Below are 23,073 nucleotides of genomic sequence, written 5' to 3' on the forward strand. Positions count from 1 at the left end.
GATCTGAAGCGGCGCCGGTCAGGCTGCGTCCCATGTTGCAGCGCATGTGCTGGATCTTCCCGGACCGAGAGTCGACCCGGACCGCGGCGCAGTGGAACGCCGCGTTCTGGCGCACCTATCAGGAGGTGGCCAAGGAACTGGGCCTGAGCTGGGAGCGGACCGCGCCCGAGGCGGTGACGGTGGACGCCCTGGACCCCCGCAATCCCCGGGTGTACGTCGACGGGATCCTGGTGTCCCCGCGGGACACCCTGTTCGTCACCTCGCCGTACACGCTGCCGTACCAGGCCGCGGACGCGTTCAACCAGTTCACCCTCTACGCCGTGCTGGAGCAGGCCGGCTTCTATCTGCCGCACCCGAGCTGGCTGGCCGCGCTCGGCAACGACAAGCTGGCCACCCTGCTGTTCCTCAAGGACTCGCCGATCCCGCCGGTGCCGACCGTGCGCATCGGCTCCGGCCGCGACCTGCTGTACGACGAATTCCTGCCCGCGGTCGAGAACCTGCCGTACCCGGCCATCGTCAAGCCGTCCGGCTGGGCCGCCTCGCGCGGCATCAACATGGCCCACGACGCCCACGACGTCCGGGGACTGCTCAGCCTCGCCCAGGGCGGGGACACCACGCTGGTGTTCCAGCCGTACCTGGGCCGGGCCACCACCGACTACCGGATCCACATGGTCGACGGGAAGCCGCACACCACGCTGGTGCGCATCCCCGGCGACGGTGCCCGCTACCCGCAGTACAGCACCGGGGCGCGGCTGCACTACGCGCCGCTGCCGGACGAGCTCGCCGCGGCGGTGGACTACTTCGCCGAGAAGCTCCCGATGCCGTACTTCTGCGTGGACTTCCTGCACGACGGCGAGCGGTTCTGGCTGTCCGAGGTGGAACCGGACGGCGCCATCATGTGCCCCGACTCCCGCGATCCCGAGGTGGTCGCGCAGAACCGGGCGATCGTCCGGGACCGGTTCCTGGCGTACCGGGACGGGCACGCGCGACTGCACGGAGGTGCGCTGTGACCACGGAATTCTTCTCCGCCGCCCCGCTGGCGGCGGCCACCGTCGCCGACACCCTGGCCAAGCTGCGCTCGGTGCCGGCCCTGGCCGCCCGGTACGCCGACATCGTCGCCCTGGACAGCCTCGAGGACCTGGTGCATGTACCGGTCATGGGCAAGGACGACCTGAACGTGGCGCTGGAACACCTCAGGCCGAAGGCGCAGCACGGCGCCACCTGGACGTTCCAGAGCGGCGGCAGCACCGGCTCCCCCAAGCTGGGTTACGCGCCCACCGGCCTGTACATGACCGAGGTGTACGAGCAGTGGAAGCCGCTGGGCCCGGACGACCTGTTCGTCAACGGGTGGGGTGCCGGCAAGCTGTGGGGCGCGCACTACCTCATGAACTCCTACGCCGACCTGACCGGCTGCACCGGGATCGGGCTGGGCGCGATCAACCGCGCCGAGTACGACGTCTGGCTGGAGTTCTTCGCCGACCGCGGGGTCACCTCCATCGGTGGCACGCCCAGCGTCCTGCGCCCGATCATCGGCCGGGCCCGCGAGCTCGGGATCAAGCTGGCCGACCTGCGTACCGTGCTCTGGCTCGGCGAGGCCTGGAACCCCGGCCTGGACGAGGACCTGCCGGTGGTCGCGCCGCAGGCGCGCCGCTGGGGCCTGTTCGGCAGCACCGAGACCTGGGTCGCCGGCACCAACACACCGCAGTGCGCCGACGACACCTGGCACCCGTTGCCTTCGCAGCTCGTGCACATCGGCGCCGACCAGCTGATCGACTTCACGTCGCTCAAGCCGCACGGCCTCAACCCGGTGCTGCGCTACCAGACCGGCGACGCCGGCGAGTGGGTCACCTGCACCTGCGGGGTGCCCGGCCGGGCGCTGCGGGTACTGGGCCGCCGCGACGGCGAGGTGAAGTTCCGCGGGCTGCTGCTCAACGCGGACGCCCTGCTGCGCGAGGTCGCCGGCGTGCCCGGCGTCTCGCAGAGCCAGGTGGTCATCACCGAGTATCCGGCCCGCGGCAGCACCTGCGAGGTGCTGGTCGTGCCGGCCCGGGGCACGCCGGACGGGCTCGCCGGCCGGGTCCGCGACCACATCCTCGGCTCGGCGTTCGGCGGCCCGAGCACCGCCTTCCAGCGCGACCCCGAGGCCCTGGCGGTCACCGTCACCGACGCGCTGATCCACAACGAGCGCACCGGCAAGGTGTCCCCGCTGGTCCAGCGGCAGGCGACATGAGCTCACCGGCCGTCGCCCCGGCCCGCGAGGACCCCGCCCGCGGGCTCGGCCGCGACTTCAACCTGCTGTGGCTCGGGCAGTCGGTCAGCAACATCGGCGACCGGATCAACGTGTTCGTGGTGCCGACCGTGATGATCCTGCTGCTGCACGCCTCGGCGTTCCAGGTGGGCCTGGTCGGCATGGCCCAGTACCTGGCCATCCCGCTGCTCAGCCTGGCCGCCGGCGTGCTGGTGGACCGCTGGGACCTGCGCCGCACGCTGATCTGGTGCGACCTGATCCGGATGCTGGCCATCACCGCCGTCCCGGTCGCCTACTGGCTCGGCGCGTTGTCCGTACCGCTGGTCTTCGTGGTCGTGGTGCTGGCCAACGCGGCGTCGGTCTTCTTCAACATCGGCTACGTCGCCACCATCGCGGCGATCGTCCCGGCCGGGGGCCGGGTGCTGGCGTACTCGCGGCTGGAGGGCAGCCGCAGCGTCGCCGAGGTGGTGGGTCCGGCCCTGGCCAGCGTGCTGTACCGCCTGCTCGGCGTGGCGTCGCTGCTGGTCGACGCGGTCACCTTCCTGATCTCCGCGGCCGGCGTGCGGGCGATGCGGCCGTACGGGGTACGCACGCGGCAGCACGAGCCGATGTGGACGCGGCTGGTCGCCGGCGTACGCCTCAACTGGAACGATCCGGTCCTGCGGGGCACCATCCTGGGCACCACGCTGCTCAATCTGGGCGGCCCGATCTTCGTGACCGTGCTGCCGATCCTGGCGTACCGGGGGCTGCACCTGTCCGTGCCCACGCTGGGCACGGTGATGTCGGTGGCCGCGGTCGCCGCCGTCGCCGGGGCGCTGCTCGCCCAGCGGGTCAGCCGGCTGATCGGCGCCGATCGGCTGATGCCCTGGTCGGTGTTCCTGCACTGCCTGGCCGGCCTGGGCATCCTGGCCGCACCGGCGCTGCCGCCGGCGCTCGTGCTCGGCGTGACGCTGAGCTTCTACGGGCTGTTCATGGTCTGGTACAACGTCAGCACCGCGGCGGTCCGCCAGGCCCGGGTCGACCCGGCCGACCAAGCCGTCTCGCACGCCGCGTTCCGCACGATCACCTGGGGTGTCATCCCGTTCGCGGCGCTGCTCGGCGGCGTGCTGGTCGAGCTGCTCACCCCGCGGGTGGGCGTCCTGGACGCGGCCCGGATCGCCATGGTCGGCGGCACCCTGATCGGGGTCCTGTTCGCCTGGATCCCCCTGGCCCCCACCCACGCCCGGCTGGCCCGGGAACACGCGGCGGAGGGGACGGCATGAGCCGGGTGGTGCTGATCACCGGTTGTTCCTCCGGGATCGGCCTGGCGACCGCGGTCCGGGCCGCGCGGGCCGGCTGCACGACGATCGCCACGCTGCGCGATCCCGGCCGCGCGGACCCGCTGCGGCAGGCCGCCGACGCGGCCGGCGTGAAGCTCGACGTACGGCGCCTGGACGTCACCGACGAGGCCTCGGTCGAGGCGTGCCTGGCCGGGGTGCTGGACACCCACGGCCGGCTCGACGCCCTGGTCAACAACGCCGGGCTGGCCAACACGTTCGCCGGCGTGGAGACCGCCGGGATGGCCCCGTTCCGGGCCGGGCTCGAGGTCAACCTGTTCGGCGTGGTAGCGGTGACCCGGGCGGCGCTGCCGCACCTGCGCGCGAGCCGGGGCCGGATCGTCACCGTGGGCAGCACCCGCGGGCTGATCGGGCAGCCGTTCAACGAGGCCTACTCCGCGGCCAAGTTCGCCGTCGAGGGGTTCATGGAGAGCCTCGCGCCGGTCGCGGCGAGCCAGGGCGTCCGGGTGGTCATGGTCGAGCCCGGACCGGTGCTGGGCACCGCGTTCGGCGCCAACTCCGGCGTCACCCGCGAGTCGCTGCTGGCCGAGGCCGGCCCGTACGCCGGGGTGCTGGCCGACTATCTGGCCTGGGTCGCACGCGGCGGGCACCCGGGCGCCCAGTCCGCGTCCGAGGTGGCGGAGGTGCTGGTCCGGGCGCTCACCGACGACGCGCCCCCGTTCCGGATCATGACGAGCGCCTGGGGCGAGCGGTACGTCCGCACCAAGCTGGCCGACCCCGGCGGCACCGCGGTGTCGGCGATGACCCGGTCCTGGCTCGCGCCCCGGGCCCTGCACCTGCACCCGGACGTGATGCGGCACAGCGTCGGGACCGTCGGGGCGATCCGCGACGACCAGTGGGACCGGCCGACCCCGTGCGCCGAGTGGACGGTGGCTCAGCTGGTCGCGCACATGATCCGGGAGAACCGCGGGTTCGCCGCGGCGGTCCGGGGCGAGCACACCGGACCGGCGGATTGGCACACCCCGATCGGCGATGACCCCCGGGCCGAGTACGCCGCGTCCGCACGGGAGGTGAGCGCGGCGTTCGCCGCCGAGGGAGCGCTGGACCGTACCGTCCGGCTGCCGCTGATCCGGGACGGGATCTCGCTGCCCGCCCGGCAGGCGCTCTGTTTCCACCTGCTCGACTACGTGGTGCACGGCTGGGACGTGGCCGCGGCGATCGGGCGGCCGGTCACCTTCACCGACGAGGTGATCACGGCGGTCCGGGAGATCGCCGAGCGTGACGTGCCGGACGGGCCGCGCCGCCATCGTCCACAAGCTACCTTCGCACCCGCGCGCCCGGCCGACGACGGCACTCCGCCGCTGGACCGGCTGCTCGCCTTCCTGGGCCGCGATCCTTCCTGGGGCCGGCCATGAGCGCCCGGCCGGACAAGAACGGGCCGGCGATGAGCGTCCGTCCTGACAGGGCTGCGCCCGCGATGACCGCCCGACCGGGTGAGGCCGAGCCGGCGCTGAGCACCCGTCCTGACAGGACCGGGCTGGCGATGACCACCCGGCCGGACGGGGCCGGGCCGGCGGGGTGCGGGCGTTCCGGCGGCGTGCTCGACGACTTTCTCAGCGCGGCCCACGTCCACGCGGATCGCCCGGCGATCAGGGCCGAAGGCGCCGACCTGACATACGCCGAGCTGGCGGCCCGGGTGACCGCCTTCGCCGCCGGCCTCGGCGCGGAGCCCGGCGTGGTCGGGGTCCCGGCCGGCCATCACACCGGCACGGTGACCGCGCTGTTCGGAGTCTGGGCCGCCGGTGGCACCTACTGCCCGATCGATCCCGGCTTCCCCGAGCAGCGCCGCACCGCGATGGCCCGTACCGCCGGCTGCCGGGTGCTGATCGGCGCTGACGGCCGACCGGCACCGGGTCCGGGCGGCCCCGATCCCGAGGCGGCCTACGTGCTGTTCACCTCAGGCTCAACCGGCGTTCCCAAACCTGTGGTCACGTCGCACCGGGCGATCGCCACGACCGTCGGATCCCTGCGCGAGTTGTTCGGCATCACGCCGCACGACCGGGTGCTGCAGTTCGCGTCGCTCAACTGGGACACCTGCTTCGAGGAGATCCTGCCCGCGCTCACCGGCGGCGCGTGCCTGGTGTTCGACGCGGACGCGCACCGCGGCTCGTTCCCCCGGTTCCTGCGGATGCTCGCGCGGGAACGGATCACCGTGCTGGACCTGCCGACCGCGTTCTGGCACGAGCTGGTGGGACATCTGCACGAGTCCGGCGAGGCGCTGCCGGCGTGCGTACGGCTCGTGATCATCGGCGGGGAGGCCGCGGCGCCCGGGAAGGTCGCGCGGTGGTCGGCGTTGCCGGCCGGGCCCGTCCAGCTGCTCAACACGTACGGGTGCACCGAGACGACCCTGATCACCCACGCGCTGGAGCTGACCGGAGCGCCGGACCCGGTCCCGATCGGCCGGGCCCTGCCGCACGTGGCCGAGCACCTGGGCGAGGGCGGCGAACTGCTGATCGGCGGGCCGGCGCTGGCCGACGGCTACCTGGGCCGGCCGGCGGCGACCGCCGAACGCTTCGTCACGGTCGGCGGGCGACGGTTCTTCCGCACCGGCGACCGGGTGTCCCGCGCCGCCGACGGCGTGCTCACCCACCGCGGCCGGATCGACCACGAGGTGAAGATCCGCGGCATCCGGGTCGACCCGGCCGAGGTGGAGGCCCACCTGACCGGTCATCCGGCGGTCCGCGCGGCCCTGGTCACCGGGGTCACGGTGGCCGGCCGCACGGCTCTCGCGGCGTACGTCGTACCCCGGGCCGGCACGTCCGGCACCGGGCTGCCGGACCGGATCGCCGCCCACCTGCGCGGCCGGGTCCCGGCCCACCTGGTTCCCAGTCACATCCACGTCGTGGCCGAGCTCGCCTACACCGCGAGCGGCAAGGTCGACCGGCGCGCGAGCAAGGAGATGCTGTCATGAACGTGCACCAGGCGACCGACCTGTTCCGGCGGGTCCTGGAGAACCCGCGGGTCAGCGAGCAGGACGACTTCTTCCACCTGGGCGGCGACTCGCTGCTGGCGACCCGGGTGCTCAGTGCCGTGGCCCGCGAGCACGGCGTCGAGCTGACCTTCGAGGACTTCCTGCTCGCCCCCACCCCCGCCGCGCTGGCCAGCACGGTCACGGGGGCGCCCCGATGAGCGTCGTGGTGATCGGCGCCGGGCTGGCCGGGCTGACCGCCGCCACCGACCTGGCCACCGCCGGGGTGGAGACCACCGTGCTGGAGGCCCGCGACCGGGTCGGCGGACGCACCCACGGGATCGAGGTGGCGCCGGGGGCGTGGGCCGACGCCGGGGCGGCGTACCTGGGTGACCGGCACACCGAACTGCACAAGCTGCTGGCCGGGCTGGGGTTGTCGGCGACACCGACCGCGATGTGGGGCGGCAGCCGGTTCGCGCTGGGCAGCGGCGAGAAGACCCGGGCCGGCCGGTTCCCGCCGCTCAACGCGGTCGCCCTCGGCGAGCTGTTCGACCTTCTTCACGGACTGACCGCGCGGGTCCGGCCGGACGCACCGTGGCGAACCCCGGACGCGGCCGCCCTGGACACCGTCACGGCCGCGGAGTGGGCCGCCGGCAACCTGCGCCACCCGGACGCGCGGCTGTTCTTCCCGTTGTTCCTGGGCGAGATGATGGCCGCCGACCCGGCCTCGGTGTCGGTCCTGCACATGGCGCTCTACCTGCGCTCGGGCGGTGGGATCAGATACCTCAACGCGTTCGCCGGCGGCGCTCAGCAGGACCGGGTGCTCGGCGGCGCCCACCAGGTCGCCGAACGGCTCGCCGCGCAGCTCGGCACCCGGATCCGGCTGAACCGGCCCGTGCACGCGATCCATCAGCAGGACGGCCGGGTGAGCGTGCACACCGGCACCGGCGAGCAACACCACGGCGACGCGGTCGTGGTGGCGGTGCCGCCGGTGCTGGCCCAGGCCATCGACTACCGGCCGGGCCTGCCGGCCCCCCGGGCCACCCCGGCCACCGGGCGGGGCTGCGCGGTGAAGGTGCAGATCGTCTACCGGGAGCCGTACTGGCACGCGCACGGGCTGTCGGGCTGGTCGGTGAGCGCCACCGGCCCGCTGCTGTCCACGGTGGACGACTCGCCTCCCGGGGGCGGCGCCGGGGTGCTGACCGGGTTCGTGACCGGCGCCGAGGCGTACCGGTTCGCGGCGCTGGACCCCGCGGCCCGCGAGGCCGAGGCCCTGCACCAGGTCGCCGAGCTGTTCCCCCGGCTGCCGGCGCCGGTCGCCGTGCATGTCACGGACTGGGTCAACGAGCCGTACAGCCGGGGCTGTTACGCGGCCGTGTTCGGGCCCGGCGACTGGTCGCGGCTCGGTCCGCACCTGAGCACCCCGCACGGCCGGGTGCACTGGGCCGGCACGGAGACGAGCACCGAGTTCTTCGGGCTCATGGAGGGTGCCATCCGCTCGGGTCACCGGGTGGCCGCGGAAATCCTGTCCAGCCACGAAACCGCAAGGAGAAAGCGATGACCGACAGCCCGATCGCCCCGCTCGACGTGCGCCGGCAGTTCATGACCGAACCGGACCTGGGCGCCGGGAACTTCCTCGACCACGCCGTCCGGTCCAACCCGAACCGGGCGGTGCCGCTGATCTACACGCACGGCGTCGACCACCGGGGCCAGGTGACGCTGCGCGGGCACAGCCTGCTGGAGCTGGCCGCCCTGCGCGACCGGTACGCCCGGTGGTACCGGGCCAACGGGGTCCGGGCCGGCGACCCGGTCGGCATCGTGGTCGCCGAGGGACTGGAACCGCTGATCCACTATCTGGCCCTGACCGCACTGGGGGCCATCCCGGCGATGATCAACGACGCCATGCGGATGGACGTGCTGCTCCGCTACCTCGAGCACGTCGGCGTGGTCGGGGTGGTCGCCGACGACACCACGCGGCTGGCCTCGGCGTACCGGGCCGACCCGGCCACCCGGCCCCGGTTCCTGACGCTCGCGGCCGAGATCCAGGCGTTCGACGACACCGGTACGCCGCTTCCCGAGCAGTACCCGTACCGGCACGGGCCCGACGACGTGTGCGCGCTGATCCACTCGTCGGGCACCACCGGCAGCCCCAAGTCCACCATCCTCGGGCACCGCAGCTTCTGGGACGGCAAACAGGCCCGGATGACCCGGTTCCCGGCCGAGCCGTACGACAGGCTGATGTCACTGATGCCGCACACGCACGCCGGCGGGCTCAGCTACTTCCTCACCGCGGTCCTGCTCGGCCTGCCCACGGTGGTGATGGCCGACTGGCGCCGCGGCGTGGTCGAGCCGGTGATGGAGACGTTCCAGCCGACCATGCTGGCCTCGTTCCCGCGTACCTTCGTCGAACTGGCCACCGGCGACCTGCCGGTGCGCGGCGCGGCCCGGGTGCACTCCTGGTTCAATACCGGCGACTCCGCTCACTACGGCCACATCCGGCGCCTGGTCGGCCTGGGTGAGCGCCCGGCCGGGCTGCTCGCCGCCTGGCTGCTGCCGCGGGATCGGGCCGCGGACGGCGCGCTGCCGGGCTCGCAGTTCATCGACGGGCTCGGCTCCTCCGAGATGGGCATGGCCCTCTTCGGCGGGCTGACCACCCCGGAGACGCCGCGCAAAGACAGGTGCGTCGGCAGACCGCAGGACGCCGTGATCAAGGCGGCGGTGCTCGACGACGACGGGAACGAGCTGCCCGACGGCACGGTCGGCCTGCTCGGCGTGATCACCCCGTCCCGGACGCCCGGGTACTGGAAGAACGCGCGGCTCACCGAGAGCTTCGAGCTCAACGGCTACTGGCTGACCGGGGACGTGGCCCGGCGCGACGCCGAAGGCAACTATTACCACCTGGACCGTACGGTCGACGTCATCGACACCCTGGCCGGGCCGGTCTACAGCCTGCCGCTCGAGGAGGTGCTGATCGCCGACTGCGCCGACCTGGTGCTGGACTGCTCGGTGGTGGGCGTACCGGCGCCCGACGGCTGTGGCCAGATCCCGATCGCCGTGGTCCGCCCGCAGGCCGGCGCGGCCGCGGCCACCCCCGAGCTGATCCTGGAGAAGGCGAACAAGGAGCTGTCGGCGGCCGGGCTGGCCACCCTCGCCGCGGTGGTGATCGAGGATCTCCCGCTCGGTCCCACCGGGAAGGTGCTCAAGCGGGAACTGCGCACCCGGCACGCCGGCCTGTTCCACCAGGACGACCGGGATCCCGTCGGGCCGGTCAGCGGTTGAGATAAGCGGCCAGACCGCCGAGCTCCTCGCTGGCGATGAACACCGACCGCACGTTGATGATGGCCTCCTCGACGTGGGCGGGGCAGCCCCAGGCCGCGTCCCCCCAGGAATCGGCGATCTTGAGCTCGGCCGGTGCGCCGCACCCCGGGGTGCCGCCCAGCTGGCAGCGCTCGGGGTGCGGAACGGCGGCCTGGGTGGCCGCGGCGGCGCGCATCCGGGCGGTGAGCTCGGCGGCCGCGGTGGCGCGCCGCTCGGCCTCGGCCCGCAGTTTCTGCTCCGCGCGGACGGCCCTGGCCAGTTCGTCGTGGGCCGTCCGGGCCTGGGCCTCGGCGGCCAGCTTGGCCTGCTCGATGTGGTGGCGTTCGATGGCCAGGGCCGCGGTGCCGGTGAAGACCCGGGTGAGGGCGAGGTCGGTGTCCTGCGGGACGCGCGGGGTGCGGTGGTACATGGCGAAGGTGCCCAGCAGGCCGCCGTCGCGGGCCAGGATCGGCGTGGACCAGCAGGCGGCCACGCCGGCTTGGTCGGCCAGGGCCCGGAAGTCGTCCCAGAACGGGTCGGTGGCGATGTCGGTGACGATGACCGGTTCCCGCCGGTGGGCGGCGGTGCCGCAGGAGCCGACGCCCTCCCCGGTGGCGATGCCGTCGATGGCCTGGTTGTAGAAGTCGGGCAGGCTGGGTGCGGCGCCGTGCCGCAGGTGCCGGCCGTCGGGATCGGCGAGCAGGACGGAGACGAGGACCTCCTCCGGTGCGAGGGCCTCGATCGAGCGGGCCATGCCGTCCAGCACCTCGCCCAGCGGCGCCTGGCGGACGATCTGCTCCAGCAGGACGCGGTGCTCGGCCATCAGCCGCTGGGCGTGCTTGACCTGGGTGATCTCCACGCCGATCACGTGGATCCCGGTCACCTCGCCGGCGGCGTCCCGGCGCGGCTCGTAGGTGAAGTCGAAGAAAAGCTCCCGCGCGTGCGGGCCGGCCCCGAGCACCACGCGGGCGTCCCGGCCGGTGTAGGGCTCGCCGGTGGCGTAGACCTGGTCCAGCAGGGCGAAGAAGCCCTGGTCGGCCAGCTCGGGCAGCAGCTCCGCGAGCGGGACCCCGGTGCGGGTGCGTTCCGCGCCGACGGTGGCGAAGAACGCCGGGTTGGCCGCTTCCACCACGTGCGCGGGCCCGGCCAGGGACGCGAACACGGCGATGGACTGCCCGAACAAGGTCCGCAGATCCTCCTGCGCGGCAACTCCCGGGCCGGCAGCACCCGGCCGCTCACCTGATACGGCCGTCATGATGGGGTCCGCCTTTTCTCCGCCTCGGGTGCGACCAATCTACGGGACGCCGCCGGGAAGCGCTCCGGGGCTGCGGCCAGGGCCGGAGCGTCGCGGCCCGTATATTGCGGTCATGGCAGACCAGCCCGACACCTCGGCCTTCCCGCCCCGCCGCCGCTCGGCGCGGCTCGGCGTGGCGGTGACCAGCGAGCTCGTCGAGCTCATCGTCACCGGTGAGATCCCCGAGGGTGGCCTGCTGCCCCCGGAGGGCCCGCTCAGCGATCACTTCGGGGTGAGCCGCACGGTGATCCGCGAGTCGGTGAAGCGGCTCGAGGAGAAAGGGCTGGTCGTGGTCGCCCAGGGCCGGGGCACGCAGGTGGCCCGGTCCGGTTCGTGGAACATGCTGGATCCCATCGTGCTCTCCGCGCTGATCGACAGTGACGAGTCGCTGGGCATCCTCGACGAGCTCACCATCGTGCGGGGCAACCTGGAGTCGGCCATGGCCGGCGCGGTGGCCGCGCGCCACACCCAGGAGGAGCTGGCGCGCATCGAGCACGTCCTGGACGCGATGCGGGAGATGCGGCAGGAGAGCGACGCCTTCCGGCAGGAGGACGTCGTCTTCCACTTCACGGTCATGGAGATCTCCCGGAACCGGCTGGCCGAGAACATAGCCAAACGCCTGTACCGGCGCGCGCTGGAGAGCGACCGGTACCAGGGGCTCCGCTACGACGGCGCTTTCGCGTCGACCATCGAGGAGCACAGCAAGGTGGTCGAGGCGATCGCCCGGCACGACGTCGAGGGCGCCGAGCGGGCGATGCGCCACCACATCGTCAGCTCCTGGCAGCGGCGCCGCCCGGCGGCTCCTCCGGAGAGCGGCTCGTAGGTCCCGCCGGCACCGCGCCCGCCGGGATGAGGCCGGCCGAGATGAGGTCACGCCACAGCCCGGCGGGGATGCCGGTGGTGAACCGCTCGAGATCCTCGTCGACCTCCCGGGGCGAGCGCATGCCGATGGCCACGGCGGCGACCGCGGGATGCAGCAGCGGGAAGGCCAGCGCCGCCGCCGGCAGCGGCACGCCGTGATCCGCGCAGATCGACGCGATCCGCTCGGTCCGCCGGATCATCGCGGCGTCGGCCGGGCGGTATTCGTACGTGGCACCGGGCCGGGGCTGGTCCGTCGAGAGCAGGCCGGTGGCGAAGACGCCGGCGGCGACGATCGCGACGCCGGCGTCCCGGGCCGGCGTGAGCACCGTCTCGAGGGCACTGTGGTCGAGCAGCGAGTACCGGTTGGCGAGCATGATCACGTCGACCAGTCCCGCGCGGATGAGCGGTTCGAGGCCGGCGGTCGAATTCGTCCCGATGCCGATGGCCGACACGACGCCCGCTGACTTCAGCCGGGCCAGTGACGCCAGGGCCTCCCCCGCCGCGCCGTCCCAGGCCTGGTCGGGGTCGTGCGCGTAGAGGATGTCGATCCGGTCGAGCCCGAGGCGTTCGAGACTCCCCCGCAGGCAACGTTCGACGCCGTCGGCGGAGAAATCCCAGCGCCGCTCCAGGTCTCCGGGCACGACGAAGCCGTCGTCGTCCTGGTCGAGCGGGGGTACGCGCGGAACGAGCAGCCGGCCGACCTTGGTGGAGACGAGGAACTCGTCTCTCGGCCGGTGGCGCAGTTCGGCACCGATGCGCCGCTCGGACAGCCCGAGGCCGTAGTGCGGCGCGGTGTCGAAGTAGCGGATACCTCGGTCCCAGGCCCGGCGCAGCGTACGGGCGGCCTGCTCGTCGTCCATGGCAGCGGCGAAGTTGCCCAGCGGTGCGCCGCCGAGCCCGAGGATGCCGCGGCGCCGCAGTTGCTCGACCGCACTGGTCATGCGCCGAGACCGTAGCAGGCCGAGGCGGTTCCGGACAGGATCGCGGCCCGCTCCCCCGCGCTCAGGTCGGCCAGCAGTTCGTCCACAGCCGTACGCCAGCCGACCGGGCCGGCGCCCAGACACGCCACCGGCCAGTCGGAGCCGTACATGAGCCGCTGCGGGCCGAACGCCTCGACCGCCACGCCGACCACCCGGCGCAGCCGTTGCGGGTCCTGCACGAGCCCGGCCAGTCCGGAGATCTTGGCCCAGACATTCGGCCGGGCGGCGAGCGCCCGCAGGCCGCGTTCCCAGCCGTCGTCGTCGACGGAGTCGGCGATGCCACCGAGATGGTCCACGATGAAGCGCAGGCCGGGATGCTCCCCGGCGACGGTCGCGGCCAGCGGTTGCTGCCATGAGCGGACGACCAGGTCGAAGCACAGGCCGCGGACACTGAGCGCGTCGAGGGCCACGCTGACGTCGGGCTGGTGCAGCCAGGCCGGATCCGGGTCGAGGTGGACCAGGTGGCGGAGGCCGACCAGCGGCCGGCCCGGCTCCGGACCCAGCGTGTCGAGCTGAGCACCGACGTCGCCGGTCAGATCGATCCAGCCGACCACTCCGGCCGCCCGGGGCCCGGCGCCGGCCAGCAGCCTCCGGGTCTCGGCGATGCTGTTGCTGGACTGGACCACCACCGCGGTGTCGCTGCCGGTCTCGTCGAGCATGCGTTCGAGGTCGCCGGCGGCGAAGTCGCGGTCGATGACCGCCATCGTCGCCGGGTCGATCCAGGGCTGCGGATCGGTGGTGCGGTTCCACAGGTGCACGTGCGCGTCGATCACCCCGCTCATGACAGGTGCCGCAGGTCGCGCCGGGACTCGGGGACCAGCCGCAGCCCGGCTCGCCGGGGACGCACGTGTGGGCCGGTGATCCCGGCGACCGGGTTGGCCGCCCGTACCGCGTTGATGTGCTCCTCGTCGACCCGGATGCCGATGCCCGGTTCGTCACCGAGGACGATGCCGCCGTCCATGATCTCCTGATCGATCCGCAGGCCGATCGGCGAGTCGAGGTGCTGGACCTCGAAGGACAGGTGGTTGGGCACTGCGGCGGCGGCGTGGGCCACCGGGTTGGCGTGGTAGGACACCGGGCTCACCGGCAGGTCGTGGCTGTGCGCGACGGCGGCCACCCGGAGGAAGTGGGTGATGCCCCAGACGTTGCCGACCTGCACGATGTCGACGGCGCCGGCGTCCAGCAGCGGCCGGTACTGCTCCAGGCCGGTGAGGTTCTCGCCGGTCGCCACGGCCGTGCGCAGATGCTGGCGCACCGAGGCGAGACCGGCGGCGTCCCAGCGGCGCACCGGTTCCTCGATCCAGGCCAGGTCGACGGTGCGCTCCAGCTCGCTGACGAAACGGACCGCCTGCGTACGGTTCCAGGCCTCGTTGGCGTCGAGCATCAGCGCCGGGTGCGTCGAGTTGCGGTGCAGCACGTCGCGGACCGCCAGCAGCCGGCGCAGGTCGTGGGTGACGTCCAGGCCGCCCTTGAGCTTGGCCGAGCTGAAACCGTGGTCGGCGTAGCGCTCGTAGAGGCGCACGAGGGCCTCGTCGTCGAGGGCGATGTCGAGCCCGGAGGCGTACCCGGGCACGAAGCGGTCCAGCGCACCGAGGGTGCGCCAGAGCGGCTCACCCGCCGCCTTCGCCTTGAGATCCCACAGCGCCATGTCGATCGCCCCGACCGCACCGAACGTCGCCCCGGCGTGACCGGTCTTGAACACCCAGCTCAGCATGCGGTCGTACAGCGCGGTGACGGCCCGCGGGTCCTCGCCCTCGACGGCACCGAAGACCCGGTCGATGTCGCCGTGGGGACCGACGCCGACGCCTTCGAGCCCGTCGTCGGTCTCGAGGATCAGCACGTGGACGTCGGTGCGCGGCTCGGGCATCACGCCGTTGGCGTCACCGGTCAGCCGCCCCCAGTCGTGCTTGGTCAACAGGCTGCGATAACCGGTGACTTTCATGTTGGCTCCTGGTCGGCAGACATTGGGCTCACTCCTTGGTCCCGCCGGCGGTCATGCCGGCGACCAGGAAGCGTTGTGACACGAGGAAGACGATGAGCACCGGCAGCACCGAGACGACGGTCGCCAGGGCCAGCGTCGGCAGCTGGACCGACTGCCCGCCGGCGGAGCTCGGATTGAACGCCGGGGTGGAGGCGAGCAGGGAGGTCAACCCGACCTGCACCGGATAGCCGTCGCTGGACGGCAGCATCACGAAGGGCAGGAAGAAGTTGTTCCAGTTCTGCACGAAGCTGAAGAACGCGACCAGCGCGACGATCGGCGCGGCCAGCGGCAGGGCGATCCGGGTGAACACCTGGATCTCCCGGCACCCGTCGATCCGGGCCGCCGCCAGCAGGTCGCGCGGGATGCTGGTGGAGAAGTAGATGTAGGTCAGGTAGACCCCGAACGGGAAGAACGACATCGGCAGGATCACCGACAGCGGGCTGCCGATCAGGCCCACCGCGTTGAGCTCCAGGAAGATCGGCAGCACCAGCGCGGTGTTGGGGATCAGCATGACGATCAGGGTCAGCACCAGCAGCAGCCGCCGGAACCGGAACCGGGTCAGGGCCAGCGCGTACCCGGCCGGGATGCTCACGACCAGGGTGATGATGAGCGCGCCGACGGCGTACAGCGCCGAGTTGGTCATCCAGGTGGTGACCGCGCCGTCCTGGAACCCGAACAGCTGGCTCCAGTTGGTGGCCAGCTCACCGGCGCTGCCGAGGGCGAACGGGTTGCCGACGCTCAGGCCGCGCGCCGACTTGGTGGTGGCCAGCAGCAGCCAGACGATCGGGACGGCGAAGAACAGCACGAACACCGTCACCATGACCGCGACGATCGTCCGGCCGCTCCAGCCGCTGACGCCGGGCCGGTGCCCGGCCGCGGAGCCGGTGGGCACAGAGCTCATGGGTTCACTCCCGCTCGAACAGGCCGCCGCGCGTCACGAAGACGGCCGACAGCGCGAGGGCGACGACGAGCAGCAGCAGGGAGATCGCCGCCGCTCCGTTGAAGTCGTTCTGCTGGAACGCGTACTGGTAGGCGAGCTGGTTGAGCGAGTAGTCGTTGGGCACGACGGCGTTGCTGGCCTGCGAGAGCAACTGGGGCTCGACGAAGAGCTGGGTGCCCGCGGCGAGCGACATGATGCCCATGTACGAGATCCACTTGCGCAGCATCGGCAGCTGGATGCGCCAGGCGATCTGCACGGCGTTGGCCCCGTCCACCCGGGCCGCCTCGATGACCTCGGCGCTGATGTTGTTCAGGGCGCCGTACATGATGACGATCCAGCCGCCGGCGCCGGTCCAGAAAGCGATGACGGCGAAGATGACCGGCAGGTTCCCCGGCACGATGACCTGCACGAAGCTCTCGAAGCCGAACAGCCGCAGCAGCCCGCCGACCGGACTGGCCGTCGGGTCGAGGACGAACAGCCACAGCAGCACGCTCGAGGCGCCGGCCAGCGCGCCCGGCAGGTAGAACACGAACCGCAGGGTCCGGCTGAGCCACCGCACCTTGATCGCGTGCACCACCACCGCCAGCACGGTCACCAGCGCCACCAGCGCCGCCAGCCAGATGACCAGGTAGAGCGCCACGTGCCAGACCGCGGGCCAGAAGCGGAAGTCGCCGACCACCTTGGTGAAGTTGGCGAACCCCGCGAAACCGCCCGTGGCATCGGTGAACGCCAGGTACACGGCGTACAGGGCGGGCAGCAGGCCGAAGGCGAGCGTGAGCACCGCATAGCCCGAGATGAGGCCGTAGCTGAGCTTGTTGTCGCGGGTGGCGGGCGGCCGGCCGGCCGCCCGCCCCGTCACCACGGCCGCCGCCTCGGCGGTGTGGTCGACGACCGTCATTTGACCGTGTATCCGTTGACCTGCGCCTGGTTCTTGATCGCCGTCTGCCACTCCGGCAGCAGCGTGACAACGCTCTTGCCGTCGGCGATGGCCGGCGTCATCGTCTTGGCCCAGACGGCCTCCTGGCTGAAGATGCCCGAGCCCCAGCCGGGCCAGATCGACGTGCCGGCGGTGACGATGGCCTTCAGGTCGGTGGCGTAGTAGCCGCTCTCCTCCTGCTTCTTCACCCACTTCTCAGCGGCGGGCCCGTACGCGGGATAGCCGGGAGCGACCGCCACCTGGTAGTCGTCGGCCGTCGTGACGAACTCGGTGAAGGCCTCGGCGGCCTTGAGGTTCTTCGAGTGGCTGCTGATGAACCACGTGCCGCCGCCGACGTTGCCGGTCACCGCGTCCTCACCCTGCCAGGCCAGCGGCGGGGCCACGCCGAGCTGACCGGAGGGCACCTTGAGCGATTGCGGGTTGTTGAAGATGGCGCCGGCGTACCAGGCCGGGCCGGGCATCATCAGCACCTTGCCGGAGTACTTCTTGACGAACTCCGGGGTGAAGACGCTGACGTTCGGCGTGGTGCCGTTCTTGATCAGCGTGTCGAGCATCGCGGCCGCGCGCTGGCACTGCGGCGTCGCCGTGTTCACCGTGACCGTCTTGGGGCCGGTGACGTCGTTGGCCTGGCACTTGCTGCCCCAGAAGAACACCTCCGGGGTCCAGGCGTCGCCCACCGTGCCGACGATGTGGCCGGGGTGTTCCTGCGCGACCTTCTCCCCCAGCGCCTGGTATTCCTGCCAGGTGGTCGGGACCTGGTAGCCGAACTGGTCGAACAGCGCCTTGTTGTACCAGAGCACCACCTGGGCGAGGTCGTTGCGCAGGCAGTAGACCTTGCCGTCGACGGTGCACGGGTTCAGCGCGCCCGGGGTGAACTTGTCGAGGGTGTCCTTGGGCACGAGCCCGCCGTTGAGCACAGCGGCGAAGGCCTGCTTGCCGTTGCTCTGCTGGCTGGCCCAGGCCGCGTCGTTGTTCTGCGTCGAGAACACGACGTCGGGCCAGCCGCTCTGGGTGCGGTCGAAGAGCTGGATCTTGGTACGGAACGAGTTGGAGCCGTTGGCCGACCCGTCGTAGGTCACGACCTGGATCGGCACCTCCGGGTGGGCCTTCTTGAAGGCGTCCGCGGCCTTGGTGCGGTCAGCGTCCACCCACACCGTGATGGCCGCTTTGTCGTCCTGGGTGGCCTGGGGAAATCCGTAGGAGCCGGCGGGCGAACCACTGTTGTCGTCGCCGCCGCATCCGGCGAGGGCGACAGTGAGGACCGCGACGCCGCCGAGGGCTGTCATGAGGGAGCGGATGGAGCGGGCACGCCTGAAACGGACCATATCGGTGTCCTTCTCTGATCTTCCTTATTGACGCCGCGTTCATCGGCCCGAAATATAAGGGCATACGTATGATGTTTGCAAGGGAGAGCTGCGAATGAAGGGCACGACGTACGAGGGCTCGGGCCGGCTGCGGACGGTGTCCGTGGACGTGGCACCACCGGGACCGGGAGAGCTGCAGATCGCCGTGGCCTACTGCGGGCTCTGCGGCACCGATCTGCACATCGTGCACGGCGACATGGACGCCCGGGTGACCAAGCCGCTGGTGTTCGGACACGAGGCCTCGGGCACCGTGGCCGCGGTCGGCGCCGGCGTCCAGGGCTGGGCGGTCGGTGATCCGCTGACCGTGATGCCGCTGCTCTGGGACGGCACCTGCGCGGCCTGCCTGGCCGGGCACCAGCACATCTGTCAGAACCTGGTCTTCGTGGGCATCGACTCCCCCGGCGCGCTGCAACAGCGCTGGAACGTGCCGGCGTCGATCGCGGTGCCGTTGCCCGGTGACCTGGACCTGCGGACCGCGGCGCTGGTCGAGCCCGCCGCCGTGGCCGTGCACGACGTCCGCCGCTCCGAGCTGCAGGTCGGCGACCGGGTCGTGGTCCTGGGCGGCGGCCCGATCGGCGTGCTCATCGCCTGCGTGGCCCGCGAAGCCGGGGCGCAGGTCCGGGTGGCCGAGATCGACGAGTCCCGCCGCAGCCGGGTCGCGGCACTCGGCTTCGAGGTGCTGGACCCGGCCGGCACCGACCTGGCCGCCGAGGTCGAGAGCTGGACCGGCGGCGCCGGCGCCGATGTGGTGTTCGAGGTGTCGGGCGCGGCCGCGGCGGTCCGCGCCACCACCGCCCTGACCAAGGTCCGGGGCACGATCGTCGTCGTCGCCATCCACGCCGCCGCCCGCGAGATCGACCTCCAGCGGGTCTTCTGGCGGGAGCTGCGCCTGCTGGGCGCGCGGGTCTACCAGCGATCCGACTTCGAGCGGGCGATCGAGCTACTGCGCCGGGGGGTCATCCCGGCGGCGACGCTGATCTCGGGCGTCGTGCCGCTGGAGGAGACAGCCACCGCCGTCGCGGACCTCTCCGCCGGCCGGGCCATGAAGATCCTGGTCGACGTGGCCGGAGCGCCGGCGGAGGCGAGGGCATGAGCGGCCTGTTCGATCTGCGGGGACGGCTGGCCGTGGTCACCGGCGCCCGCCGCGGCATCGGCCGGGCCATGGCCGAGGCCCTGGCCGCCGCCGGTGCGGACATCATCGGGGTCAGCGCCCGGATGCACGCCGACGACGAGGTCGCCGAATCGGTCCGCGGCCTCGGCCGCACCTTCGAGGCCCGCGCCGTCGACTTCGCCGACCGCGACGCCGTGACCGCGCTGGGCACCGAGCTGGCCGGCCGGGCGCCGGACATCCTCATCAACAACGCCGGCACCATCGAACGGGCACCCGCGGCCGAGCACCCGCTGTCCTGGTGGGACCGGGTGATCGAGGTCGACCTGTCGAGCCAGTTCGTGCTGACCCAGCTCGTCGCCGCGCCGATGCTGGACCGCGGCAGCGGCAAGATCGTCTTCACCGCCAGCCTGCTCAGTTTCCAGGGCGGCATCAACGTCCCCGGCTACACCGCCGCCAAGTCGGGGATCGCCGGGCTCACCCGGGCGCTGGCCAACGAGTGGGCCGGCCGGGGGGTCAACGTCAACGCCATCGCGCCCGGCTACATCGCCACCGACAACACCACCGCGTTGCGCGCGGATCCCGGCCGCTCCCGGTCGATCCTGGAACGGATCCCGGCCGGGCGCTGGGGCCACAGCGCCGACCTCGCGGGCGCGGCGGTCTTCCTCAGCTCGGCGGCCTCGGACTATGTCTCCGGCACGGTCCTCGCGGTGGACGGAGGATGGCTGGGCCGATGACCGTGAGCCTCAGGGGGCATTGACAAGACATCGATACTTGCCACTCATGAGGCGCTTACAACGGACAGCCATGGCGGCGGCCGTGCTCATCACCACCGCCGCCGCCGTCACCGCGATCCCGCCGCAGGCCGGGGCCGCACCGTCCACCGAGGACCGGCTCGATGTCTACGCCGGCACGCTCGACAACCGCCAGTGGGACACGCTGCGCACCGCCGGCCTGGCGGCGGACGAGCTCGGCCGCGCGCCGGTCCCCGGCCGCAAGGCTCCGGTCGAGGTGATCCTCGGCCGGGCCCAGGCGGACCGGCTCGTGAAGGCCGGCGTTCCCCTGGTCCGCAAGCCGGAGACCGCATCGACGCGCTCCCGCAAGGCCGCCGGCCCGACGGTCTTCCGGCCGTACCACACGCCCGGCGGCATCCGCGAGGAGCTGGTCACCACCGCGGCACGCTTCCCGGCGCTGGCCGAGCTGGAGACGATCGGCACGACGGTCCGCGGGGTCCCGATCCAGGCGGTCAAGGTCACCCGCAACGCCCGGACCGTTCCCGACGGCCGCCGCCCGGCCGTGCTCTACTTCGGCGGGCAGCACGCCCGGGAGTGGATCACCCCGGAGATGACCCGGCGGCTGATGCACCACGTTCTCGACAGCTACGGCACCGACCCCGCCATCACCGGCCTGGTGGACACCACCGAGCTGTGGTTCCTGCCGGTGGCCAATCCCGACGGCTACGACCTCACCTTCACCTCCGACGAATACCGTTACTGGCGCAAGAACATGCGCGACAACAACGGCGACGGCCGGTACGGGCCCGAGGACGGCATCGACCTCAACCGCAACTTCGCCGAGCGGTGGGGATACGACAACGAGGGCTCGTCGCCGGAACCGGACGACGAGACGTACCGGGGTCCCGCGCCGCAGTCCGAGCCGGAGACCCGGGCGATGGACGCTCTGTTCCGCCGGGTCGGCTTCGAGTTCCTGGTCAACTACCACTCGGCCGCCCAGCTCATCCTCTGGGGCGCCGGCTGGCAGGTCGAGACGGTCAGCCCGGACGATCAGATCGCCATGGCGCTGGCCGGCGACGATGCGCACCCGGCCGTACCCGGATATGACCCGGACATCACCGCCGAGCTCTACGTCACCAACGGCGACACCAATCACCACGCCCAGGTCCGGATGGGCACCATCGGTTTCGCCCCGGAGATGTCGACGTGCCAGACCGCCTCGGAATCCGACCCGGACGACGCCTGGCGGCCGGAGGACTGCCGGACCGAGTTCGATTTCCCCGACGACGAGAAGCTGATCCAGGCCGAGGTCGCCAAGAACATCCCGTTCGCGCTCTCGCTGGCCCGGTCGGCGCGGAACCCGGCCGATCCGGTCTCCGTGGTCGGCCGGTCGACCAGCGACTTAGTCCCCGACACCTTCCCTGACTCGTTCGGCACCAGCCAGCAGGTGGCCGTGGTCGCCAAGCGCTCGCTGCGCAACGTGCGGCTGCACGCCAGGATCAACGGCCGAGAGCGTACGGCCGCGGTCGCCGAGTGGCAGGGCGGCCAGAGGTACGGCGGCAGCGCGGACAAGTACTTCGCGGAGCTGCGGGGCACAGTCACCGGGCAGAAGCCGGGCGACCGGGTGACCGTCTGGTTCACCGCCGCCGGCGGCCGCAAGAGCGCACCCTTCACCTACACGGTCAACCAGCAGGTCGGCGGCGACGTGCTGGTGCTGGCCACCGAGGACGTCACCGGCATCGAGCCGGCGAACACCGACGGCGCCACCGCGGCCCGGTACGCGGGCACGTACGTCGACGCCCTCAAGCGGTCCGGGCACACCGCCGACGTCTACGACATGGACACGCACGGCCGGCGGGCCCCGCACCCGCTCGGCGTCCTGTCGCACTACCGGGCGGTGGTGTGGGAGACCGGCGACGACATCGTCCCGCGCAACCCGGGCCAGCCCGACTGGGCCACCACCCGGGCCACCTTCGAGACCGATCTGGCCGTCCGCGACTACCTCAACGAGGGCGGCAAGCTGCTGCACGCCGGCCAGTACGCCCAGTACGCCGCGTCCGCGGGGTACTTCTACCTCCCGCAGGGCCCCGGGGAGTGCGGCGACGGCGGCGACGACCTGGACTGCCAGCCGGTGAGCGACGACTTCCGGCAGTACTGGCTCGGCGCGGGCGCGTACGTCGACAACGGCGGGAGCGCGGCACTGGCCGGCACCGCCGGCAAGCTGGCGGGTTTCTCCGCCCCGGCCGGGCCGCAGCAGCACACGGCGGCGTTCCTGAGCACGTCGAGCGAGCTGCCCCCGGCGAAGTTCCCGCAGTTCACCAGCACCGTCCCGATGGTCTGGCAGCAGGACGGGCCGGGGCCCTACGACCCGGTCGACGGGAACCAGTACCTGTGGAGCGGGCGCTCGGACTCCTCCTGGAAGCGGCTGACCAGGACCGTTGACCTGACGACGGCGCGGGACGCGCAGCTGCGGTTCAAGACGTCGTTCGACACCGATCAGGGCGCCGACTTCCTCATCGTGGAGGCGCACGAGGTCGGCACCGACAACTGGACCACGCTGCCCGACACCGGCGGCCTGACCAGTACGGACGTCGGGTGGACCTGCCAGTGGGAACGCCTCGACCCGCACCCGTTCCTGGCGCACTACTGGGCCGAGGACTGCACGCCGCACGGTTCCACCGGCGACTGGAACGCCGCGACCGGCAACAGCGGCGGGTGGAAGGACTTCCAGGCCGACCTGTCCGCGTACGCGGGCAAGCAGGTCGAGATCTCCATCAGCTCCACGTCCGACTGGTACGTCCAGGGCTACGGCGTCTTCCTCGACGACGTACGCGTGGACGTGGACGGCGCGACCGTCGCCCGTACGTCCTTCGAGACGGACCTGGGCGGCTGGACCGTGGCCGGGCCACCGCCGGGCTCGGCACCCAACCCCACCGACTGGACCCGGGCCGGTCATGTCTACGACTTCGGCGCCGCGACCGCGACGCCGGACACTCTGTACTTCGGTTTCGGACCGGAGAAGCTGACCGCGGCGGACCGCACCGAGCTGTTGTCCCGGTCGATGCGGCAACTCCTGAAGTGAAC

18 protein-coding genes and 2 pseudogenes are annotated in these 23,073 nt (G+C 72.2%); 13 read left to right on the forward strand and 7 right to left on the reverse strand.

Features of this window, described 5'->3' with window-relative positions; translation table 11 throughout:
• Positions 1-32: 32 nt before the first annotated feature.
• The 9 genes and pseudogenes from AB0C12_RS38885 to AB0C12_RS38925 all read left to right on the forward strand — a co-directional run bounded on the left by AB0C12_RS38885 (position 33) and on the right by AB0C12_RS38925 (position 9,772).
• A complete protein-coding gene (locus AB0C12_RS38885; protein WP_360555637.1) occupies positions 33-1,010 on the forward strand; it encodes a hypothetical protein in 978 nt (325 codons plus the stop codon).
• Complete coding sequence (locus tag AB0C12_RS38890; RefSeq protein ID WP_360555639.1) at positions 1,007-2,230, forward strand: AMP-binding protein; 1,224 nt, start codon at positions 1,007-1,009, stop codon at positions 2,228-2,230. The genes AB0C12_RS38885 and AB0C12_RS38890 overlap by 4 nt, the downstream gene beginning before the upstream one ends.
• Positions 2,227-3,510 (forward strand): MFS transporter, encoded by a 1,284-nt coding sequence (locus AB0C12_RS38895; RefSeq protein WP_360555641.1) that lies wholly within the window; start codon positions 2,227-2,229, stop codon positions 3,508-3,510. The genes AB0C12_RS38890 and AB0C12_RS38895 overlap by 4 nt, the downstream gene beginning before the upstream one ends.
• Positions 3,507-4,346: pseudogene (locus AB0C12_RS38900) on the forward strand (SDR family oxidoreductase); the annotation flags it as partial. The gene AB0C12_RS38895 and the pseudogene AB0C12_RS38900, both read left to right, overlap by 4 nt.
• A 54-nt stretch (positions 4,347-4,400) precedes the next feature.
• Positions 4,401-4,940: pseudogene (locus AB0C12_RS38905) on the forward strand (TIGR03086 family metal-binding protein); the annotation flags it as partial.
• A gap of 62 nt (positions 4,941-5,002) precedes the next feature.
• Positions 5,003-6,496, forward strand: a complete 1,494-nt coding sequence (locus tag AB0C12_RS38910; RefSeq protein WP_360555642.1) for an amino acid adenylation domain-containing protein — start codon at positions 5,003-5,005, stop codon at positions 6,494-6,496.
• Positions 6,493-6,714 carry an acyl carrier protein gene (locus tag AB0C12_RS38915; RefSeq protein WP_360555644.1) on the forward strand — a complete coding sequence of 74 codons (222 nt, stop codon included), beginning with the start codon at positions 6,493-6,495 and terminating at the stop codon, positions 6,712-6,714. The genes AB0C12_RS38910 and AB0C12_RS38915 overlap by 4 nt, the downstream gene beginning before the upstream one ends.
• On the forward strand, positions 6,711-8,054 hold the full coding sequence (locus AB0C12_RS38920) for an FAD-dependent oxidoreductase (RefSeq protein WP_360555646.1): 1,344 nt from the start codon (positions 6,711-6,713) through the stop codon (positions 8,052-8,054). The genes AB0C12_RS38915 and AB0C12_RS38920 overlap by 4 nt, the downstream gene beginning before the upstream one ends.
• On the forward strand, positions 8,051-9,772 hold the full coding sequence (locus tag AB0C12_RS38925) for a class I adenylate-forming enzyme family protein (RefSeq protein ID WP_360555647.1): 1,722 nt from the start codon (positions 8,051-8,053) through the stop codon (positions 9,770-9,772). The genes AB0C12_RS38920 and AB0C12_RS38925 overlap by 4 nt, the downstream gene beginning before the upstream one ends.
• Here AB0C12_RS38925 and AB0C12_RS38930 read toward each other — a convergent pair.
• Positions 9,762-11,045 (reverse strand): GAF domain-containing protein, encoded by a 1,284-nt coding sequence (locus AB0C12_RS38930; RefSeq protein WP_360555648.1) that lies wholly within the window; start codon positions 11,043-11,045, stop codon positions 9,762-9,764. The two genes, AB0C12_RS38925 and AB0C12_RS38930, sit on opposite strands and share 11 nt — an antisense overlap.
• Positions 11,046-11,157: 112 nt before the next feature.
• Between AB0C12_RS38930 and AB0C12_RS38935 the strand changes: the two genes are divergently transcribed.
• Positions 11,158-11,907, forward strand: a complete 750-nt coding sequence (locus AB0C12_RS38935; RefSeq protein ID WP_360555649.1) for a FadR/GntR family transcriptional regulator — start codon at positions 11,158-11,160, stop codon at positions 11,905-11,907.
• Here AB0C12_RS38935 and AB0C12_RS38940 read toward each other — a convergent pair.
• From AB0C12_RS38940 to AB0C12_RS38965, 6 genes are read right to left on the reverse strand one after another with little or no spacing between them, the layout of a single operon-like run.
• Positions 11,855-12,886 (reverse strand): aldo/keto reductase, encoded by a 1,032-nt coding sequence (locus tag AB0C12_RS38940; RefSeq protein ID WP_360555650.1) that lies wholly within the window; start codon positions 12,884-12,886, stop codon positions 11,855-11,857. The genes AB0C12_RS38935 and AB0C12_RS38940 overlap by 53 nt on opposite strands.
• Entirely contained in the window at positions 12,883-13,707 is an 825-nt protein-coding gene (locus AB0C12_RS38945; protein WP_360555652.1) for an amidohydrolase family protein, read from the reverse strand. Before AB0C12_RS38945 ends, AB0C12_RS38940 begins: the two co-directional genes overlap by 4 nt.
• Positions 13,704-14,867: a mandelate racemase/muconate lactonizing enzyme family protein gene (locus tag AB0C12_RS38950; RefSeq protein WP_360555653.1), complete on the reverse strand. Its 1,164-nt coding sequence runs from the start codon at positions 14,865-14,867 to the stop codon at positions 13,704-13,706. Before AB0C12_RS38950 ends, AB0C12_RS38945 begins: the two co-directional genes overlap by 4 nt.
• Before the next feature lie 28 nt (positions 14,868-14,895).
• The gene (locus AB0C12_RS38955; protein WP_360555655.1) at positions 14,896-15,807 is read right to left on the reverse strand and encodes a carbohydrate ABC transporter permease; all 912 of its coding nucleotides are present in this window, start codon (positions 15,805-15,807) and stop codon (positions 14,896-14,898) included.
• A 4-nt stretch (positions 15,808-15,811) separates the two neighbouring features.
• Positions 15,812-16,744, reverse strand: coding sequence for a sugar ABC transporter permease (locus AB0C12_RS38960; RefSeq protein WP_360555656.1), 933 nt, complete (start codon positions 16,742-16,744; stop codon positions 15,812-15,814).
• Positions 16,741-18,069: an extracellular solute-binding protein gene (locus tag AB0C12_RS38965; RefSeq protein WP_360555658.1), complete on the reverse strand. Its 1,329-nt coding sequence runs from the start codon at positions 18,067-18,069 to the stop codon at positions 16,741-16,743. Before AB0C12_RS38965 ends, AB0C12_RS38960 begins: the two co-directional genes overlap by 4 nt.
• A 133-nt stretch (positions 18,070-18,202) precedes the next feature.
• Between AB0C12_RS38965 and AB0C12_RS38970 the strand changes: the two genes are divergently transcribed.
• From AB0C12_RS38970 to AB0C12_RS38980, 3 genes are read left to right on the forward strand one after another with little or no spacing between them, the layout of a single operon-like run.
• A complete protein-coding gene (locus AB0C12_RS38970; RefSeq protein WP_360555659.1) occupies positions 18,203-19,240 on the forward strand; it encodes an alcohol dehydrogenase catalytic domain-containing protein in 1,038 nt (345 codons plus the stop codon).
• Positions 19,237-19,992, forward strand: a complete 756-nt coding sequence (locus AB0C12_RS38975; RefSeq protein WP_360555660.1) for an SDR family oxidoreductase — start codon at positions 19,237-19,239, stop codon at positions 19,990-19,992. The genes AB0C12_RS38970 and AB0C12_RS38975 overlap by 4 nt, the downstream gene beginning before the upstream one ends.
• A 46-nt stretch (positions 19,993-20,038) precedes the next feature.
• Complete coding sequence (locus tag AB0C12_RS38980) at positions 20,039-23,071, forward strand: M14 family zinc carboxypeptidase (protein WP_360555662.1); 3,033 nt, start codon at positions 20,039-20,041, stop codon at positions 23,069-23,071.
• Positions 23,072-23,073: the final 2 nt, after the last annotated feature.

It is taken from the genome of Actinoplanes sp. NPDC048967 (assembly GCF_040649415.1).
Taxonomy (GTDB): Bacteria; Actinomycetota; Actinomycetes; order Mycobacteriales; family Micromonosporaceae; genus Actinoplanes.